At 42.9% G+C, this 18,682-nt stretch carries 20 protein-coding genes; 13 read left to right on the top strand and 7 right to left on the bottom strand.

The annotated features are described in order from the left end of the window. The 11 genes from hutH to ORI98_RS12855 all read left to right on the top strand — a co-directional run bounded on the left by hutH (window position 1) and on the right by ORI98_RS12855 (window position 11,653). A complete protein-coding gene (gene hutH / locus ORI98_RS12905; protein WP_306135479.1) occupies window positions 1-1,566 on the top strand; it encodes a histidine ammonia-lyase in 1,566 nt (521 codons plus the stop codon). Further along, window positions 1,566-1,994, top strand: a complete 429-nt coding sequence (locus ORI98_RS12900; RefSeq protein ID WP_306135478.1) for a thioesterase family protein — start codon at window positions 1,566-1,568, stop codon at window positions 1,992-1,994. The genes hutH and ORI98_RS12900 overlap by 1 nt, the downstream gene beginning before the upstream one ends. Further along, a complete protein-coding gene (locus tag ORI98_RS12895; RefSeq protein WP_306135477.1) occupies window positions 1,987-2,853 on the top strand; it encodes an outer membrane lipoprotein carrier protein LolA in 867 nt (288 codons plus the stop codon). Before ORI98_RS12900 ends, ORI98_RS12895 begins: the two co-directional genes overlap by 8 nt. Further along, window positions 2,850-5,228, top strand: coding sequence for an MMPL family transporter (locus ORI98_RS12890; protein ID WP_306135476.1), 2,379 nt, complete (start codon window positions 2,850-2,852; stop codon window positions 5,226-5,228). The genes ORI98_RS12895 and ORI98_RS12890 overlap by 4 nt, the downstream gene beginning before the upstream one ends. Window position 5,229: 1 nt before the next feature. Continuing rightward, entirely contained in the window at window positions 5,230-6,489 is a 1,260-nt protein-coding gene (locus tag ORI98_RS12885) for an NAD(P)/FAD-dependent oxidoreductase (protein ID WP_306135475.1), read from the top strand. 86 nt (window positions 6,490-6,575) lie between these two features. Next, window positions 6,576-7,169, top strand: coding sequence for a DUF3261 domain-containing protein (locus ORI98_RS12880; RefSeq protein WP_261297695.1), 594 nt, complete (start codon window positions 6,576-6,578; stop codon window positions 7,167-7,169). A gap of 51 nt (window positions 7,170-7,220) precedes the next feature. Further along, window positions 7,221-8,429 (top strand): beta-ketoacyl-[acyl-carrier-protein] synthase family protein, encoded by a 1,209-nt coding sequence (locus tag ORI98_RS12875; RefSeq protein ID WP_306135474.1) that lies wholly within the window; start codon window positions 7,221-7,223, stop codon window positions 8,427-8,429. Further along, window positions 8,426-8,908, top strand: a complete 483-nt coding sequence (locus ORI98_RS12870; RefSeq protein ID WP_306135473.1) for a hotdog family protein — start codon at window positions 8,426-8,428, stop codon at window positions 8,906-8,908. Before ORI98_RS12875 ends, ORI98_RS12870 begins: the two co-directional genes overlap by 4 nt. Window positions 8,909-8,925: 17 nt before the next feature. Next, complete coding sequence (locus ORI98_RS12865; RefSeq protein WP_306135472.1) at window positions 8,926-9,651, top strand: 3-ketoacyl-ACP reductase FabG2; 726 nt, start codon at window positions 8,926-8,928, stop codon at window positions 9,649-9,651. Beyond that, the gene (locus ORI98_RS12860; RefSeq protein ID WP_306135471.1) at window positions 9,648-10,877 is read left to right on the top strand and encodes a beta-ketoacyl-ACP synthase; all 1,230 of its coding nucleotides are present in this window, start codon (window positions 9,648-9,650) and stop codon (window positions 10,875-10,877) included. The genes ORI98_RS12865 and ORI98_RS12860 overlap by 4 nt, the downstream gene beginning before the upstream one ends. A gap of 32 nt (window positions 10,878-10,909) precedes the next feature. Continuing rightward, window positions 10,910-11,653, top strand: a complete 744-nt coding sequence (locus ORI98_RS12855; protein ID WP_306135470.1) for a hypothetical protein — start codon at window positions 10,910-10,912, stop codon at window positions 11,651-11,653. Between the two features lie 662 nt (window positions 11,654-12,315). On the opposite strand, the gene ORI98_RS12850 is transcribed toward ORI98_RS12855, so the two are convergent. From ORI98_RS12850 to ORI98_RS12825, 6 genes are all read right to left on the bottom strand, one after another. Next, on the bottom strand, window positions 12,316-12,906 hold the full coding sequence (locus ORI98_RS12850) for an FMN-dependent NADH-azoreductase (protein WP_306135469.1): 591 nt from the start codon (window positions 12,904-12,906) through the stop codon (window positions 12,316-12,318). 169 nt (window positions 12,907-13,075) lie between these two features. After that, on the bottom strand, window positions 13,076-13,585 hold the full coding sequence (locus ORI98_RS12845; RefSeq protein ID WP_306135468.1) for a thioesterase domain-containing protein: 510 nt from the start codon (window positions 13,583-13,585) through the stop codon (window positions 13,076-13,078). A gap of 2 nt (window positions 13,586-13,587) precedes the next feature. Further along, entirely contained in the window at window positions 13,588-14,025 is a 438-nt protein-coding gene (gene dtd, locus ORI98_RS12840; protein ID WP_261297705.1) for a D-aminoacyl-tRNA deacylase, read from the bottom strand. Between the two features lie 7 nt (window positions 14,026-14,032). Beyond that, entirely contained in the window at window positions 14,033-14,602 is a 570-nt protein-coding gene (locus ORI98_RS12835; RefSeq protein ID WP_306135467.1) for a hypothetical protein, read from the bottom strand. A gap of 8 nt (window positions 14,603-14,610) precedes the next feature. Further along, on the bottom strand, window positions 14,611-15,534 hold the full coding sequence (locus ORI98_RS12830; RefSeq protein WP_261297707.1) for an alpha/beta fold hydrolase: 924 nt from the start codon (window positions 15,532-15,534) through the stop codon (window positions 14,611-14,613). A gap of 5 nt (window positions 15,535-15,539) precedes the next feature. Beyond that, window positions 15,540-16,568, bottom strand: coding sequence for a virulence factor BrkB family protein (locus ORI98_RS12825; RefSeq protein WP_261297708.1), 1,029 nt, complete (start codon window positions 16,566-16,568; stop codon window positions 15,540-15,542). Between the two features lie 103 nt (window positions 16,569-16,671). Here ORI98_RS12825 and ORI98_RS12820 point away from each other — a divergent pair, with 103 nt between their 5' ends. Beyond that, entirely contained in the window at window positions 16,672-16,896 is a 225-nt protein-coding gene (locus ORI98_RS12820) for a hypothetical protein (protein WP_261297709.1), read from the top strand. A gap of 21 nt (window positions 16,897-16,917) precedes the next feature. Beyond that, window positions 16,918-17,586: a DUF2959 domain-containing protein gene (locus ORI98_RS12815; RefSeq protein ID WP_261297710.1), complete on the top strand. Its 669-nt coding sequence runs from the start codon at window positions 16,918-16,920 to the stop codon at window positions 17,584-17,586. 141 nt (window positions 17,587-17,727) lie between these two features. Here ORI98_RS12815 and ORI98_RS12810 read toward each other — a convergent pair whose 3' ends face one another. Next, window positions 17,728-18,183: an Lrp/AsnC family transcriptional regulator gene (locus tag ORI98_RS12810; protein ID WP_306135465.1), complete on the bottom strand. Its 456-nt coding sequence runs from the start codon at window positions 18,181-18,183 to the stop codon at window positions 17,728-17,730. Window positions 18,184-18,682 lie beyond the last annotated feature (499 nt).

Below are 18,682 nucleotides of genomic sequence, written 5' to 3'. Positions count from 1 at the left end.
ATGACGCACTCGATTTCGCAGCCAGCCACTATTAATTTAGGTCATGTGGATTTTTATCAAGGCCAACTCACTATTGAGCAAGTGGTTGCCATTGCGAAAGGGGCTAAGGTCAAATTGAATGACAGCCCCGAATATCAACACTACATTGAGAAAGGCGCCCACTTTATTGATAGCCTATTGCATGAAGAAGGTGTGGTTTACGGTGTTACCACAGGTTATGGCGACTCTTGCACTGTCAATGTCAGCTTAGAATTGGTGCACGAATTACCGCTGCATTTATCCCGTTTTCATGGTTGTGGCTTAGGTGATGTATTTAGCCCTGTTCAAGCTCGTGCTGTAATGGCATGTCGCTTGAATTCATTGGCTGTAGGAAAATCAGGTGTTAGTTATGCTTTACTGCAACGTATCGAGTGGTTACTGAATAATGATATTACTCCAGTCATCCCAGAAGAAGGCTCTGTCGGTGCTAGCGGTGATTTAACGCCATTATCTTATCTTGCTGCAGTATTAATTGGTGAGCGAGATGTGGTGTATCAAGGCCAACGCCAACCGACAAGCGTGGTTTATCAGGCTTTGGGGATAACCCCGCTAAAACTTCGCCCCAAAGAAGGTTTAGCCTTAATGAACGGCACTGCAGTGATGACCGCTTTAGCCTGCTTGGCATATGATCGCGCTCAATATTTATCACGTTTATCTAGCCGTATTACGGCAATGGCTTCATTAACATTAAAAGGTAACTCAAACCATTTTGATGAAATTCTGTTTGCCGCTAAACCACACCCAGGTCAAAGTCAGGTTGCCAGCTGGATACGCGAAGATTTAAACCATCATACTCATCCACGAAACTCAGACCGCCTGCAAGACCGTTATTCTATTCGCTGCGCACCGCATATCATTGGGGTTCTGCAAGATGCATTACCTTTTATGCGTCAGTTTATTGAAACTGAGTTAAACAGTGCCAACGATAACCCAATTGTTGATGCCGAAGGCGAACATATTCTGCACGGCGGCCATTTTTATGGTGGTCATATTGCCTTTGTGATGGACTCGATGAAAAACACTATTGCCAATATTGCCGATTTAATTGATCGCCAGATGGCATTGGTGATGGACACCAAATTTAATAACGGCTTGCCGGCTAATCTGTCGGCGGCTACCGGCGAACGCCGCGCCATCAATCATGGTTTTAAAGCCGTACAAATTGGCGTATCAGCCTGGACCGCTGAAGCCCTAAAAAACACTATGCCTGCCAGTGTGTTTTCTCGCTCAACAGAGTGTCATAACCAAGACAAAGTGAGTATGGGCACTATTGCAGCCCGTGATTGTATGCGCATATTGCAGCTTACGGAACAGGTTGCGGCCGCGGCATTATTGGCCATGAGTCAGGGGATCCAATTACGCATTAGCCAGAATGAGTTAGACATTAATAGCCTAACGCCTTCACTAGCAAAAACCCTTGCTCAGGTCAGTGAAGACTTTGAGTTACTTGTTGAAGATCGCCCATTAGAAGCAGTACTGCGTCAAACCGTCGCTAAAATACAACAAGGTGAATGGGAGGTCTGCTAATGAAAGGCATACTCAGTATTGAAATGGACATGGTAATCCCTTTCCACGATGTGGATTCTATGGGCATCACTTGGCACGGTAACTACCTGCGCTACTTTGAAGTGGCGCGTTGTAAGCTATTAGATAAACTTGATTATAACTACCGTCAAATGCAAGCGTCTGGGTTTGCCTGGCCAGTAGTAGACCTACAGGTTAAATATGTTAAAAGCAGCAGTTTTGATCAACTCATTACCGTTAAAGCCGCTATTATTGAGTGGGAAAATCGCTTGAAAATCAATTATCAAATTATTGATACCCACACAGGGCAACGCATTACTAAGGGCTATACTATTCAAGCGGCCGTTGATATGACTACCGAAGAACTGTGCTTCATCACCCCTGACATCTTTCAAGCCAAAATCAAGCCCTGGCTAAGCGCTAATGAATAAGCCAAACCGCGTGGTACGCTGGATTAACAAGCTCATTGTTATAATGCAATGTGGCCTAATTGCCGTGTTTTTGTTGCTATTGATTACCCAATTGACGCCATCACAGGCTGCTGACATGACTCATGCGCAAACCGAGCAAAAACCAAAGGATGCACTTTTGTCTCCCCTTGCTGATTTAGCAAGTGTATTTGATCGTCCCGCCAGTGAACAAGATTTACAGCAACTGGCTAATCAGGTGTCTTTAACACACGAAAATACCCAAGGCTTGTTTGAACAAACCCGTCATTTAGCGGTATTAAAAAAACCATTGAGCAGCCATGGGACATTTGCATTTAATCCCAATTTAGGTATGGTTTGGCATCAACAAGCCCCTTTTATCACCACCATGGTGATGCACAAGCAACAGCTAACCACCATAGATAGCCAGGGTAACGTTCAACACACTGCCGCCAAAAGTGCACAATCAGCTAATCCACTGATGCAGCAAATTCCACTGTTAATGCAACATTTACTCAGCGGTGATTTAATGGCCTTACAAGGTGATTTTTCGATGTTTTATCTTGCATCCGATGCCAATAGCACCCCATTATGGACCTTAGGCTTGCTCGCAAAAGACCCTCGTTTACAACAAGCGTTAGGTAAACTCATCATTCAAGGACAACAGCAAATCAATCGTATTGTGATGTTAAATCAAGCTTCAGCTCAGCAAGCTGATCGTCTCGATATCACCGACATACAATTCAACCAGGTTAATCATCTGCCATTAAGCGGAGAAAATGCCGCCTGGTTCGATATGGTAAATGTCAACGCATCGCCAACAACCGCAGAAAACGCCAGCCCTGTGACAACGCAACAATGAGTGCCAAACCAGTAAAAACTCACCTTTTTTCAGCCAAATGGCGTTTTGCTATATGGTGCCTGCTAATTAGCAGTGTAGTGGTGTATGGCGTAAATTTATGGCAATCAGGTGCAAAAGTTCAAAGTGACATATTGGCAATGCTGCCACATTTACAACAGGATGAATTAACCCATAAAGCACTTCAACAAGTGGAGAATCGTTTAGCGAATCAGGTTTATATTGCTATTGTTTCTTCGCAAAAACAGACCGCGATTAACGCAGCAAAAACACTGATTCACCAGCTTAAACAAGACCCTCAACAAGCCTTTAGCCAGGTGACCAGCGCCAGTGATAGCGATATCAATGCTTTAGGTAAATGGTATTTTGACCATCGCTTTAAACTACTCACTGCAGACCAGCAACATGCACTTACCACTAGGCAACTCGATGGGTTAATTGCTAAAGCGCAGCAACAACTTTACAGTGCATTTGGCTTCGCCAATAGCCAGTTGATAAGTCAGGACCCTTTACTGCTGTTTAGCGATAACATGCTGGCATTAACAGCCTCATCGTCACTCAGTCAGGAACAGGGTATTTTATTTAATCAGCAAGCTAATCAGACCGCCGCAATTGTTATCGCTAAAGGGGCACAAAGTGCATTTAATCCCAATGCACAGCAGCAACAGTTAGCAGTCCTCAATCATGCCTTTGCTGCCGTTGCCGGAGTAGATGTGCAAATTTTAAAAGCGGGTGCGCTGTTCCACGCTCAAGCGGCTACCTCATCTGCCAAACAGGAAATTACCTTTATTGGCGGCTTATCGCTTATTGGCGTGGTGCTCCTGGTCTGGCTTGGATTTCGCACCCTAATGCCACTGCATTTAGCCTTGCTCACTTTATCGAGTGGGTTACTGTTGGCGTTAGTCACCACGCTAAGTTTATTCAATGAATTACATCTACTTACGCTAGTGTTCGGCACCAGCCTTATTGGTATTGCCATCGATTACAGTTTTCATTTTTACTGTGAGAAACTCAGCCAGCCACAACAAAATGCCCAACAGGTCATCGACAATATTCTGCCTGCGATGACGCTTGCATTAGCCACTAGCTCGCTGGCCTTTATCGGTATTGGCTTTACGCCGTTTCCTGGCATGCAACAAGTGGCGGTATTTTGTGCCTCAGGGTTATTCGGCGCTTACATTACCTTAGTGTTGGCATTTCCACTGCTGGCAAACAAGCCCTTAAAGCCTTCAAATGCCTTAAACTGGGCACAATATTATTTACATTTAGTGATAAAGATATCCGCTAAACCTGTCATCAATCGAGTGGTGTTTTGTATCATAGGATTAGTGTGTTTTGCTGGGCTTTTACAGTTACAACATAACGATGACATACGCTATTTACAACAAAGTCCACAGCAGATCACTGATGAAGAAAACCAACTCAGACATTGGCTTAGTGGCGGCACAGATAATCAGTTTATTTTAGTCAGTGCTGAAAATGAAACCTCTCTTTTAGAAGCTTTGCATCAACTGACACCCACTTTAGACTTGGCTGTTAACCAAGGTGAGCTAAATCATTTCTTTAGCCTAGCGACTCTACTACCAAGCTTTTCACAGCAACAACAAAACTATCAATTACAAGGACTGATTTATCAGCAAAACTTACCCCATATTATTGATCAGTTAGGATTAAATGATGATACAGGCTTATTAAATCAGTCACTATTGACGGCTTACTTAGAAGCGCAACCCGCCAATTTAACCCCAAATGCGTTACTCGCACTTGGTGACAGCGCATTAAAAGACTTATGGCTGACGCCAACTAACAAAGGAAGCGTTGGGGCGATCGTGCTATTAACCGGAATCAACAAACTAGATGAATTAACAACGCGCATTAATCACACCCAGCTTAGCGATGCCAAGGTTAAACTGGTAGATAAAGTGGGCGACATTTCCAATTTAATGGGCCAATATCGCCAATTTACCATGCTGCTGCTATTGGGCGTGTTGGTCATTGCTTGTATCATATTTTGTATCAAATACCCGATTAAATTAGCTTTGGCCGTTATCGGAGTACCAACACTGGCGATCATTTTAACATTAAGCAGTTTAGGGCTTTTGGGCTCCCCTTTTAGCCTATTTCATGCACTGGCTCTCATATTAGTGCTAGGGATTGGCATAGACTACAGCTTGTTTTTTGCCGAAGCGAAACACACTAGCCAAGGTGTGATGATGGCGATATTTATGTCGGCTTGCTCAACGTTACTTGCCTTTGGTTTATTAGCCTTTAGCCAAACCAACGCCATCCATTTTTTTGGCTTAACCCTATTACTTGGGATCGGCTATGCCTTTTTACTTGCCCCCTTTATGACATTGATAACAAGGAAAATGCGTTAACATGCACAGCGAATCGTTAAACTCAATCAACAACTTGGACGTTGATGTTGCCATTATTGGCGCGGGCCCTTCTGGTGCTATTGCGGCCAGCCTGCTACATCAGCAAGGTAAAAAAGTGTTAGTGTTAGAAAAGCAGTATTTCCCACGATTTTCGATTGGTGAAAGCTTATTGCCTTGTTGCATGCAATTTATCGAACAAGCAGGAATGATAGATGCGGTTAAAGATGCTGGATTCCAGTTTAAAAACGGGGCGGCATTTCGTTATCAGGATCAATACACCACTTTCAACTTTACCGACAAATTTACAGCAGGTCCTGGCACGACATTTCAAGTCCAGCGCGGACAATTTGATAAAATTCTGGCAGATACAGCCGTAAAACAAGGCGTAAATATTCATTACGGTCATACGGTGACGCAAGTCGATTTGCATGCTGATCCCGTATTACAGGTTACCGATGATAATGGCGCCGCCTATCAGGTTAATGCCAAATTTATTTTAGATGCCAGTGGCTTTGGTCGCGTTTTACCGCGTTTACTGAATCTTGAAAAACCCTCAAATTTACCTTCACGCAGCGCCATCTTTACCCATATTGAAGATAATATTGATGATCCCACATTCGACCGAAACAAAATCCTGATCAGTGTGCACCCACAACATAAAGATATCTGGTACTGGCTGATCCCATTCAGCAATAATCGTTGTTCTATTGGTGTGGTCGGTGAACCGCATTTACTGCAACATCTTCAAGGCACTTTAGAACAGCAATTATTCTCTATTGTGAATGAAGAGCCCGGCCTGAAACGTTTACTGACGAATGCTAACATTGTTCAGGAGTGCGCCACTTTAAAAGGCTATTCCGCCAATGTCAGCACACTTGCTACTACCAAATTTGCCCTCCTTGGTAATGCCGGTGAATTTTTGGACCCAGTATTTTCTTCAGGCGTGACCATTGCAATGCAGTCTGCCGCTATGGCCGTTGAAAGCTTATTAAAACAGTTAGATGGTGAAGCAGTAGATTGGCAGCAGGACTATGCAGAACCTTTGATGAAAGGGGTGAATACTTTTAGAACCTATGTTCAAGCTTGGTATGACGGCCGCTTCCAAGACGTGATTTTTTACCAGCATGGCAACCCCAAAATCAAACAGATGATCTGTTCAATTTTAGCTGGCTATGCTTGGGACGCTAGCAATCCGTTTGTGGCTGAATCTGAGCGACGCTTAAATACTATCGTTGCCTTATGTCGCGAAACCGCTGCATAATTGGTATCACTGATGTGCCAAGCTAAATGTCATTGGATCAGGGTTCTATAACCCCCGATATCAACCGAAGATTGAATAACAAATTGATGATAAAGACTCATTACCGCTTACCACTATTGTGCGGATTACTGCTATGTGCATTGTTGCTAAGCGGTTGCAGCCAGCAATTTCAGCGACAAACCTGTGTCGCCTTGTCTGAAGCGCTGAGCTATTGCTTAGCGCCGATAAACGAGCAAGTTGAACAGGGCGCACATAGCCAAACGGTGCAATTTAGCCATGATGGTCAAACACATCAATTAATAACTGAATTACAGATAGATAAAAACACCATGACACTGGTAGGTTTAGCTCCTTTGGGTCAACCACTGTTCACAATTGTCTACGATGGTCATCGCTTAATTAGTCAGCAAAGCAATTTGCTCGGCAAGGATTTTAAAGCAGAATACCTAATGGCCATTTTGCAGTTAGTGTACTGGCCAACCGATGTGATCAATCAACATTTATCGGCGGGTAGCTGGCAGCAGCATCCTTGTCAGTTGGTATTATGCCGTCAACTCACCGCAGATAATAATGACGTAGTGTTGAACGCCGAGTATAGCCAAATTGTGCCATGGCAAGCGGCCATCGATATTCACATCATACAAGCCGATGTGCAGATTATGATTCAAGCGTTACAATAAACGCCCCTAATTAAATCGCCAATAGATATAAACAACGCTGAAGATAACAACATGACAGGTATAGGCATCACACACATAGGATTGTGTACTCCGCTAGGAAATAGCGCAGAGTCCGTGTTAACCAGATTATTGCAGGGCGATACCAGCGCAATGCAATGGCGTGACGATTTATTATTTGATAAATCGACATTAGTTGGCGTGGTAAACAACAATGATCTGCTGAGTATTCCAGAACATTTACAAGAGTTTGCCTGTCGTAACAACCGATTACTTCATACCGCCGCCATGCAAATTAAGGATCAGGTACAAAGTGCAAAGCAGCGTTACGGTGCCCAGCGAATAGGGGTGATTTTAGGCTCAAGTACTTCAGGTATTTCAAAGGGAGAAACGGCATTAAGGTATCGTGCTGAACATGGCTGTTTTCCGCCTGATTATCATTATTCGCAACAGGAATTAGGCAGCACTAGCTTTTATTTACAACAATTGTTTGAGTTACAAGGCCCTTGTTACACCATATCCACAGCCTGTTCTTCCAGTGCTAAAGTTTTTGCGGCAGCCAAACGTTTATTACAAGCCAACCTTTGCGATATGGTGATTGTTGGCGGAGCAGACAGCTTGTGCCAACTCACCTTAAACGGGTTCGGCGCATTAGAATCTGTCTCTGCAGGACAATGTAATCCATTCAGTGTTAATCGAGATGGCATAAATATCGGTGAAGGCGCTGTGCTTTTTACCCTTGAAAAAACACCTGCGCAAGTCCTGCTTGTTGGCGTAGGCGAGTCTGCTGATGCTCATCATGTTTCAGCGCCCCACCCGCAGGGCAGCGGAGCCATTACGGCAATGCAGCAAGCGCTTGCAGATGCCAATATCAGCATAAACGACATCGATTATATTAATCTGCACGGTACCGCGACCCCTAAAAATGATGCGATGGAATCGCGCGCAGTAGCGACACTCTTTAAGGATACGATCCCGCCTTGCAGCTCCACCAAACCTTTGGTTGGTCACCTACTTGGTGCTGCAGGGGCGATTGAAGCGGCATTTTGTTATTTAATATTAAGTGAACTCAATATTCATCAAGCCTTGCCACCACAATTATGGGATGGACAAGTTGATCCTAATGATCCCAGCCTACCTTTAGTGGCTCAGGGGCAAACTGCCAAAAGACTGGATTATGTAATGAGTAATTCATTTGCATTTGGCGGCAGTAATGCCAGTGTTATTTTTGCTAGACAAACTATACAGGGCCAGAGTTCATGACAACCGCGACACCTGACTTATTGGCACGTCCTATCAGCGATTTTATCCCGCACCGTGCCCCTATGATTTTGATTGACCACATTGTCAGTCATCAGCCAGATAGTTTGATCACCCAAACGCAAATTAGCCCGCAAAGTGCTTACTTTGACGAAATACTGCAAGGGGTGCCCAATTACGTTGGCATTGAATATATGGCTCAAAGCATTGCAGCTCTCGCTGGGGTTGAGGCAATACTGCAAGGGCAGCCTATTAAAGTGGGTTTTTTATTGGGCAGCCGTAAGCTGCAAATGCATCAGCACTTATTTGCCCTTGGACAAACCTACCACACTCACGTGACTCGCTTATATCAAGAAGATTCTGGCTTAGCGGTATTTGATTGTCAGATATTTCATCAAGATACATTAATGGCGCAAGCCAACGTGAATGTCTTTCAACCTGCCGATAGCCTAGCGTATGTCAACGACAGTTATAGCGCTTAATGTTTTGGAGAACCACATTGAATAAAAGAGTTTTAATCACGGGTTCAAGCCGTGGCATAGGTAAAGCCATTGCCCTTAAGCTTGCCGCTGCTGGCTATGACATTGCCCTGCATTTTCACAGCAATCTTCAAGCCGCGACTGACACCCAGGCAGAATTAGTCACATGTGGCATTAATGTCAGCTTATTGCAATTTGATGTTGCCGATCGCGCTGGTGTTAAGCAAGCTATTGAGCAAGATATAGCTGAACATGGTGCCTATTATGGTGTGATTTTAAATGCCGGAATTACCCGCGATACCGCCTTTCCAGCGATGACTGAACAGGAATGGGATAGCGTCATTCATACTAACTTAGATGGGTTTTATAACGTGATCCACCCAACGGTAATGCCCATGGTACAAAGCCGCAAAGGCGGTCGCATTATTACTCTAGCATCAGTTTCGGGTATCGCAGGTAACCGCGGACAGGTGAATTACAGCGCCTCTAAAGCAGGGGTTATTGGTGCAACCAAGGCTTTATCTTTAGAATTAGCAAAGCGAAAAATCACCGTAAATTGTATCGCACCCGGCCTAATTGAAACTGACATGGTCCATGACTTCCCCAAAGAAATGGTCGATCAAATCGTGCCGATGAAACGTATGGGTAAGCCCTCTGAAATTGCAGGCCTAGCACTATTTTTACTGTCAGACGACGCCGCTTATATTACTCGTCAGGTGATTTCTGTTAATGGGGGTATGATATGAGTCGCAGAGTGGTGGTAACAGGGATAGGTGGAATTTCAGCCTTAGGCCATAACTGGCAAAGCATTAAAGCCAGCCTGTTGGCACAAAAAAACTGCGTTGTGCGGATGGATGAATGGGACCGATACCCAGACTTGAATACGCGTCTAGCCGCACCAGTTACAGACTTTGTGGTACCTAGTCATTATTCTCGTAAGAAAATTCGCTCAATGGGTCGCGTGTCCCTAATGGCCACTCGCGCCAGTGAATTAGCGTTAGAGGATGCAAACCTATTAGAGCATCCTATTTTGACTTCAGGTGACACTGGCGTTGCTTATGGCTCATCTACAGGCAGCACAGATCCCATCATGGGCTTTGGCGATATGCTAAAAACAGGCAGTATGACAGGCCTTACAGCGACAAGTTATATCCGCATGATGGCACATACCACAGCGGTAAATATCGGGGTGTTTTTTGGCCTTAAAGGCCGAATTCATACCACAAGTAGTGCTTGTACCTCAGCCAGTCAAGGTATTGGTTATGCCTATGAAGCGATAAAATATGGTCATCAAACGGTAATGTTAGCCGGTGGAGGAGAAGAGCTTTGCCCTACGGAAGCGGTGGTATTTGACACCTTATTTGCCACCAGTACTCAAAATGACACGCCCGCCTTAACACCAAGCCCATTTGATAAACATCGTGATGGCTTAGTCATAGGTGAAGGTGCGTGTACCTTAATACTGGAAGAGTTAGAGCACGCTAAAGCACGTGGCGCTAAAATCTATGCTGAGTTGGTCGGGTTTGGCACAAATTCGGATGGTTTACATGTTACCCAACCCAATGCACAAACAATGGAAATTGCTATTCGCTTAGCCCTAAAAGATGCTCAACTGCATGCCGCTGACATTGGCTATGTGAATGCACACGGCACCGCAACAGACAGGGGTGACATTGCTGAAACCACCGCAACCCATGCCGTTTTTGGCAGCAAGATGCCAATTTCATCACTAAAAAGTTACACCGGCCATACGCTCGGAGCCTGTGGCGCATTAGAGGCTTGGACCAGTATTCAAATGATGAATGAAAGTTGGTTTGCGCCGACGTTGAATCTCACCGAATTAGACCCTGAATGCGCCCCGTTAGATTATATTTGTGGTGACATCAGAACGCTGGAAACAGATTATGTAATGAGTAATAACTTCGCATTTGGCGGCATTAATACCTCATTAATTTTTAAACGCTGGTATTAATTCGCTAGCTAACCACCCCATAAGGATATGAAATGAAGAAAATTGCATTAAGGCTGTTAATTTCAAGCTGCCTACTGGCCCCCTTTGCGTTTGCCGACGATTATACACTGGAAGATTATCAACAAATTTTTCAAGGTGATAAGCAATTTAAACAACAGTCAGCGGTTGAATCTCTGGTTCTATCCGGTCTCAATGACCCCAGTTTATTTGATATTGTTGAAGCCAAACTCAACGCCAGTTTACCCCTTGCAACCCAAAAACATCCTATAGAATACTCTTCATGGTTAGCTAAAGGATTAGGCTATTCTGGCAATGAAAAATATCGCGCTAGCCTGCAAGCCATTGTAAATGGGGATTACCATAAAAAACTGCGTAAATACGCCCAAGAAGGACTTAGCAATATTGACAAGTTTGCCATTTGGAACCCAATTCTCAATGACAAAAGCCAATATGATGCCAAACAATCCCAACCGTTAAACGTACTCGCCAATGCATTAGCAAGCAGTGATTTAGAGCTCAAACGAATGGCAGCCAAACACATTGCAGATAAACGTGTTTATGACGAATTTCTACTAGAAAAATTAGCCAACCAACTTACCAGTTTAGATTTACTCAAACATGACAAATTATCGATAGATACTTATGCATGGATAGCCAAAGCGTTAGCATCATCGGCTAATGAAAAGTTTAAACCTGTAATCGTCAACATTGCAGAAACCGCACCAGAGAAAAAACTGCGAAAATACGCCACTAAATATATCAAAACGTATTATTAAACTGTGATTAATTGCCACTGATACCATAAAAATGCGCCCGCTAAATTTTTAGCGGGCGCATGTTATTATTCAACGTCAGCTTGGACAATAAGCAGCGTAATTAACCATGTAAAATACTGTTACCCCCATTTAACTGACTTAACCTGCCTGCTTAATCGATATTACACCTGATAAGTAGCGGCTTTAGTTTGATACTCTTGGGTTATCTGCTTCATTTCATTTACGCCTATGGCCAGTTTAGCGATTTGCTCTGACAACAGAGTGACAGTATTAATATGCTGATAAACACCAGTGACTGACTTATTGTAAGTACGTGCAACACCGTTATATGGAACAAACTGTTTAATATGGATTAATTACTGCAAACAAAGGAAATTAATTACGTAAAAAAACGCCAACCTTCGATTATAGTCAAAGGTAGGCATTAATAAGCTAAAGTAATCAATTAATTAAAGGGGGTGACTGCAGCACCCAATAAAACATTGAACAAATTTATACGCATAAATCATATATTGTTGTGTCAAATCAAACGGGTCATTTTGTTAAAAAAGCCATTCGTGCACCAACGTCATCAAAGGTAAACTAACCCACGACAGCTTATTAAAAAAAGCGCTTTGATAAGTGTTGTTACTTGGACCTAAACTCAAGATGAGAACAAGTAACTATGCCAGTTGACCCAAAGCTTGTTTAGCATTTGCCATCGCGGTTGTTGCATAGTCTGGCCCCATATTTAAGCCTTCAGCGTAAATCACTTCAACATCTTTGATGCCAATAAAAGCCAATACGGTGGTTAAATAAGGCACTAAGTGATCGCTACCGGCATCTTTATGCATTCCGCCACGAGAAGTCACAATGACGGCTTTTTTACCGTTTAATAACCCTTCTGGACCTTTATCTGTATAGGTAAAAGTTACCCCTGCACGTGCAATAAAATCAATCCAGGCTTTTAGCTGAGTGGGGATCATAAAGTTGTACATAGGCGCAGCTAGTACAATCGTGTCGTTTTCTTTTAGCTCAGCAACAAGTTTGTCTGATAGGGATAATGCAGCCTTTTGACGATCATTTAGCCCATCTCCACCGCGTAAACCATTGGCTAATTCGCCATCGAGTAAGGGAATAGGGTCAGCAGCTAAATCACGCGTCGTGATCTGTGCGCCCTTGTCTTTCCATAACATCGCCAGATCATCTAACAATGCTGATGATTGTGAATGTTCGCCTAAAATACTCGATTTCAACATTAATACTTTTTTCATAATTATTCCTTAGCTTGGTAAAACGTTATCAGCATTGCCCAACCACATTTAATAGCGGATTTTATGGCATGAACACAGTTTACCTACTAATAAATGGAATAATAGCGGAATAAATCGACACAAAGGTTCGACAAAATCGAATGCATAACCACTTAACCTCAGGCTGAGATTATTTAACTTGCACAGGTAACGACACGTATAAGCCTTTAAAGCTGGCACATAGCAGCTCATCGCACCATAGCTCAACTGTCAACTCGGCTTTAACACGCCGCCCCTGCAATAGTGGCGTTAATGCCACATCGGGCCAGATGACTTTTGCAGTCGGTTGAGTACGCACTGGGGCATGATATTTTATTTGTGCATCAGCCAACACAATATCACCGTTAACCGCCGCAAGTTTTTGCTGTAACCACACCATCCCCCACCCTGTTAATGTCATTAGGGTGTAAATACTCCCAGCAAACATGGTGTTATGCAGGTTAATATTGGGTGATAGTGGTGCGGTCGTTATCAATTGATGTGGGTTGAATACCGCATCCAAAGATGGGGTTGAAGCATTAATATTGGTATCGTTTTTTACGGCAAACGATACCACATTAACTTGCATAAACTGACTAAGTGGAATGGTTTGATGCCAGGTCGCAACAAGTTGGTCAATTAACGCTTGATGCATTTTCATGGTTAGACCTGCAAATTAAATGTTACTGGGCCATCATTAATTAATGACACTTGCATATCCGCGCCAAAACGCCCTGTTTGGGTTTCTACACCAAGTTCGCGACAATAAGCCACAAAGGCTTCATACAAGGTATTGGCTTGCTCAGGTGTGGCTGCACCTGAAAAGCTTGGGCGCAATCCTCTCCCCGTATCGGCGGCTAAAGTGAACTGTGATACCACCAATAATTTGCCACCTACCTGCGACACATTGAGGTTCATCTTGCCATCATTATCACTAAACACACGATATTTAATGATTTTATTGGCTAACTTTTGCATTTTTTCAATGTCATCTTCACGTTCTACACCGAGTAAAACCAATAGCCCTTGATTGATTTCACCCGTTGTTTCATCCGCCACGGTCACTTTTGCCTGTTTAACACGTTGTATTAAGCCGATCATCTTGACACTAAACCCCTTGAGGATGTTGCATAACCGGTATCGCTTTAATCAGCTTTTCTGTACCCTCAGGCATAGAAGTGCCTACCTGACGTAAGCCTTCATCGGTCCAAATTAAGAAACGACGAATTTCTTCAAGGCTCATCACATTCACGAAAGTCGCACTGCTTTGTACCTGAATAACGGCGCCATTTTCACGAATGAAAAACTTCGCAAAATTTAACTTTTGATTGAGTTGACCAATCATCACTAACAATTCTTTACTGCCCTGTAACTGAGGATGAACCGCATAAAAACGATTGGCTAAAATACGGTCAATTCCGTCAGCATTCATGCTAGGTTGCAACACAAATTGATGGTCACCCAACTGCACCGCCACACGAGAAGGCCCGACTTTGGTGACCAAATAGTTAGCTTTAATCAATGAAGTATATAATGTTTCGGCTGCTTGCTCATTGGTCATAGCTGACATATCGACCGTGCTAGGGACGGCATTATCTACCGCAGGCTTGGTTTCTGTTCCGGTTGCACTACAAGCTGAAAGCACTAACAAACCACTTAACAGTAATAATTTTCTCATTTTTTTCCTTAACTTATATTCGCTATACTTTGCATTACACGGATTAACATCTTAGCATCATTTAAACTGTGATATCCCGATTTAACTTCCTCAACCATAAGATGATGATGTTGCGATTGCTGTAAAAAATCATGCAGTAGATGAGCTGGACACACCCAATCTAACTCACCTTGAATCAAATGGGTTTTAGCAATAATTTTACCGTTAATCTGTTGAAATAAATCAGCGGCTGAAAAGTAATGATGTATGGCATGATGGTGCTCAATGACGGCCAAGGTAACCGATGCTGAAGACGAATCCACTAGGGTAATTTGATTCGGTGAAGCGAGCTTTTGTTCCCATTGATTCCAGGATGATGCCGCTAGCTGCCGATGTGGGTTATCTGCGTTAAAGCGCTGCGAGTATCCAAGTAATATATCTTCAGTAGACATAGGCTCAGATAAAATAGCACCAGTCTTTGCAGCGAGTTGAAAGTCATGGTAATCGTCAGGAAAAAACACCGCCGCACCTTTAGGACCATACAACCAATCACAAGCAGCCTCATTGGCTAAGAACATTCCCCAATAAACCTGTTCACTAACCCTGTTAGGGTACAGCCCACTGTATAACCATCCTAAAGTGGCGCCATATGAGCCGCCGACAATCGCCCATTGTTCAATCGCAAAGTATTGTCTTACGCGTTCAATATCTTCGACTAATTCTGGCAAGGTATTATCGGCAAGATCAGCACCCAGTGAGCGGCCACAGCCTCTTTGGTCAATAAAAAAAATATGTAAGTCGAGATGTTCAAATAATGTCACATCACTGGCATGGCAACCTGCACCTGGCCCGCCATGTAAATACAACACAGGTTTGGCCCCTACTCGCCCGTATTGCGACACTGACAACGCAATGCCATTAGCAACCTCTACCATAACATGACGGATAAACATTAAACTCAAGATAGCGACTCAATAGGCTTAACTTGATCTTTTACTGGCTCAGCAGAGACGACAGCCTCAGCTGTCGGCGCTTGCTGTGGGGCTTCATGATCCGCTTGTGTCACTATGGTTCCTAAAGGTGGTTTTTGCGGCGTATCATGTCCAGCTTCCATTCTAATTTTATGCAATAGTTCGGCAACATGTTGATCTAAATATTCTGGTAACGAAGCCGTGATGACCGCACCTAAAAGTACAATCACCCAAGATAAATATACCCATACAAATAAAATGGGAATGACAGCTAAGGCACCGTAAATCGCTTCATAACTAGGGAACTGGGTGACATAAAAAGCAAAACCTCTTTTACCCGCTTCAAATAACAAAGCCGCTACGATTGCACCTAATAGCGCATGCCAAAAGCGCACTTTTTTATTCGGTACAATCATATATAACAACAAAATTGACGCTACCGAAAACATCATAGGCAAACGCGACATTATCCAGGGTAATATGCCTGATAGCTCAGTATCTGTTAGTAGTTGTAACGACAACACATAAGACGACGCCAAAATACTTGCGCCTATAAGTACAGGACCTAAGGTTAGCACCATCCAGTACATCGAAAACGACACCACATAAGAGCGCTTTTCAGTCACACGCCAGATACTATTTAGCGCTTTATCAATAGCGGAAATCAGCATAATCGCCACAAATACCAAAGCCACAATACCAACAAACGTACCCTTTGAAGCATTACTGACAAACTCATTGATATACACCTGCACTGTGTCCCCAGCTGCTGGTAGAAAGTTTTCATAAATGAAGCTTTCAATGTGCCCTCTAATCCCTTTAAACACAGGAAAAGCAGACAACATAGACATGGTCACGGCAACCATAGGGACTAATGATAATAAGGTGACATAGGTTAAGTGCCCAGCACGTATATTGATTTGGTCTTCGTTAAGCCGTTGCTTTAAATGTAATAAGAACTTCCAAGTCCCAACAAAAAAACCTTTGAGGGATGGCATAATGCTACGACTGGCCATAAAAATCCTTATTCACAAACGATAGGTAAGATATTCATTGTAATCACATTTCAACTTCGTACAATGTTATAACAAATCAAATATAAACCAAAGGAACGAATTTATGTCGCAACAAGGATCGGCTGGCAACGTATTAGCCGCTGTCGCTAGCTTATTTTTCCCAGGTCTTGGGCAATTATTACAAGGTCGTATTTTGGCCGCTATCGCTTTCTTTTGTATTGTTGGCGTGTGCTATTTCTTTTGGGTGTTAATTATCCCTCCCATCATTGGTGCTATTTTTCACCTATGGAGCATTATCGACGCGGCAAAATTTAAATCTCCCGCTTAACACTTAAATGAGACTCACAAAATGAATACATTTAATTTTATTAAAATTGGCCTTGCTGCCACTCTTGCTATCAGCACGTTATCGTTAAGCGGATGCCAAAGTGCCTATTATGGTGCAATGGAAAAAGTGGGTTATCACAAACGCGACATCATGGTTGACCGAGTTCAAGACGCTAAAGAGTCACAGGAAGAAGCCCAGCAACAATTTAGCTCAGCATTAGAAGAAATGCAGGCATTACTGGCATTTGATGGTGGCGATTTAGAGAAGGCCTTCAACAAAGCTAAAGATGAATACGAGTCAGCGCAATCAGCAGCTGATGATGTCAGCAATCGCATTAACAAAGTAGAAGATGTGGCTGAAGCCTTATTTGAAGAATGGCAGTCTGAAATCGATGAAATTAGCAAAGCCAGTTTACGTCGTAATAGCACAACAAAGTTAAAAGAAACCCAGCGTTCTTATCAATCTTTAGTTAAAAGCATGCGTCGCGCTGAAGCCAAAATGCCGCCGATTTTAACCGCGATGAAAGATAATATGTTGTATCTAAAACATAACCTTAATGCGCAGGCTATTGGTGCCATTAAAGGGGAATTTAGCAACTTACAAACCGACATTTCCAGCTTAATAAAAGAAATGAATAAGTCGATTGCTGAATCGAATAAATTCATTGCATCCATGGAAGCAGGCGCTTAACGTCAACGCTCACCCAGTACAAAAAGCCGCCTGATGTCTTAAATAACATGGCGGCTTTTTTGTGCGAGAAAATAATACGGCTCAGCCATCAGAAAATGATTGCTGATATTTTTTAGCCGCATCTTTGAATATTGTGAAAGGTTATTCTAATGGTAACGTCGTACGGCTAAATACGGGTTTTAATACCACCGTAGAGCTCACTTGCGCGACATTATCTAAATTACTGATATTCTGTTTCACCAAACGCTCTAAACTGAGTAAGTCCGTCGCAACAATTTTTAGCATATAATCATACTCACCAGACACCACCACACACTCCATAATATGGTCTAGTTTGATCATCTCTTGCTCAAATCTATCGGTAAAACTGCTTGAGCAATCGTTGAGGCGAATATACAAAAAAGCACTCACATTCAGATCCAGCTTTTGCGGATCTAACTGTGCTTGATACCCAGTTATCACCTTATCCTGCTCAAGCTTTTTCACCCTGCGTAAACAGGGTGTATCAGACATGTTCATTTTGTCTGCGAGATCAGCAATGGAAATACGGCCTTGTTTTTGCAAAATATCTAATAATTTTAAATCTTTTTTATCCATCAGTTAGCCTATTGTTACTCCAATTCTGATTATTCACATGCGCTATAAAGCATAAAAAAATAGCATGATTCACTTACAATTAAGCGGCATTAGTTTCATTTAAATGACAGGAAAATAACCTATATCAAGCACCTTATTGATAAATCTCATAGACTGCAAATGTGTCATGCTCACCCCATTAAGGATAAGTGACAAACACCTCACGCGCTGTAAATTGTTGTGCATGATTGAGGATGATGTCTCCCCCATCCAACAAGATGCATTAAATTTAGACACTATGGGCTTCTAGCTGGTTTAAAGTTATTTTTTATAAAAAAGCATTTGAATTGACGGCTAATCCCCACGCCACCAAAGCCAAAGCCAAAGCCAAAGGTTACAGCCTTTAAAACGGAACTAAAAATAAAAAACCTTCTATTACAGAATAATGCTATTCGGATAAGCATTACTGTTTATATTTAAGTGGATAGCGGCTAGGTATATAGAGCACTGATCGTGGATA

The organism is Shewanella sp. ULN5 (assembly GCF_030731885.1).
GTDB lineage: Bacteria > Pseudomonadota > Gammaproteobacteria > Enterobacterales > Shewanellaceae > Shewanella > Shewanella holmiensis.
The sequence above is the reverse complement of the archived record's forward strand: the minus strand, read 5'-3'. Positions and strand labels throughout refer to the sequence as shown.

What these genes read in the sequence shown, in the direction of transcription:
- hutH (WP_306135479.1), top strand. Translation starts at nt 1, where the DNA reads ATGACGCACTCGATTTCGCAGCCAGCCACTATTAATTTAGGTCATGTG.
- ORI98_RS12900 (WP_306135478.1), top strand. Translation starts at nt 1,566, where the DNA reads ATGAAAGGCATACTCAGTATTGAAATGGACATGGTAATCCCTTTCCAC.
- ORI98_RS12895 (WP_306135477.1), top strand. Translation starts at nt 1,987, where the DNA reads ATGAATAAGCCAAACCGCGTGGTACGCTGGATTAACAAGCTCATTGTT.
- ORI98_RS12890 (WP_306135476.1), top strand. Translation starts at nt 2,850, where the DNA reads ATGAGTGCCAAACCAGTAAAAACTCACCTTTTTTCAGCCAAATGGCGT.
- ORI98_RS12885 (WP_306135475.1), top strand. Translation starts at nt 5,230, where the DNA reads ATGCACAGCGAATCGTTAAACTCAATCAACAACTTGGACGTTGATGTT.
- ORI98_RS12880 (WP_261297695.1), top strand. Translation starts at nt 6,576, where the DNA reads ATGATAAAGACTCATTACCGCTTACCACTATTGTGCGGATTACTGCTA.
- ORI98_RS12875 (WP_306135474.1), top strand. Translation starts at nt 7,221, where the DNA reads ATGACAGGTATAGGCATCACACACATAGGATTGTGTACTCCGCTAGGA.
- ORI98_RS12870 (WP_306135473.1), top strand. Translation starts at nt 8,426, where the DNA reads ATGACAACCGCGACACCTGACTTATTGGCACGTCCTATCAGCGATTTT.
- ORI98_RS12860 (WP_306135471.1), top strand. Translation starts at nt 9,648, where the DNA reads ATGAGTCGCAGAGTGGTGGTAACAGGGATAGGTGGAATTTCAGCCTTA.
- ORI98_RS12855 (WP_306135470.1), top strand. Translation starts at nt 10,910, where the DNA reads ATGAAGAAAATTGCATTAAGGCTGTTAATTTCAAGCTGCCTACTGGCC.
- ORI98_RS12850 (WP_306135469.1), bottom strand. Translation starts at nt 12,906, where the DNA reads ATGAAAAAAGTATTAATGTTGAAATCGAGTATTTTAGGCGAACATTCA.
- ORI98_RS12845 (WP_306135468.1), bottom strand. Translation starts at nt 13,585, where the DNA reads ATGAAAATGCATCAAGCGTTAATTGACCAACTTGTTGCGACCTGGCAT.
- dtd (WP_261297705.1), bottom strand. Translation starts at nt 14,025, where the DNA reads ATGATCGGCTTAATACAACGTGTTAAACAGGCAAAAGTGACCGTGGCG.
- ORI98_RS12835 (WP_306135467.1), bottom strand. Translation starts at nt 14,602, where the DNA reads ATGAGAAAATTATTACTGTTAAGTGGTTTGTTAGTGCTTTCAGCTTGT.
- ORI98_RS12830 (WP_261297707.1), bottom strand. Translation starts at nt 15,534, where the DNA reads ATGTTTATCCGTCATGTTATGGTAGAGGTTGCTAATGGCATTGCGTTG.
- ORI98_RS12825 (WP_261297708.1), bottom strand. Translation starts at nt 16,568, where the DNA reads ATGGCCAGTCGTAGCATTATGCCATCCCTCAAAGGTTTTTTTGTTGGG.
- ORI98_RS12820 (WP_261297709.1), top strand. Translation starts at nt 16,672, where the DNA reads ATGTCGCAACAAGGATCGGCTGGCAACGTATTAGCCGCTGTCGCTAGC.
- ORI98_RS12815 (WP_261297710.1), top strand. Translation starts at nt 16,918, where the DNA reads ATGAATACATTTAATTTTATTAAAATTGGCCTTGCTGCCACTCTTGCT.
- ORI98_RS12810 (WP_306135465.1), bottom strand. Translation starts at nt 18,183, where the DNA reads ATGGATAAAAAAGATTTAAAATTATTAGATATTTTGCAAAAACAAGGC.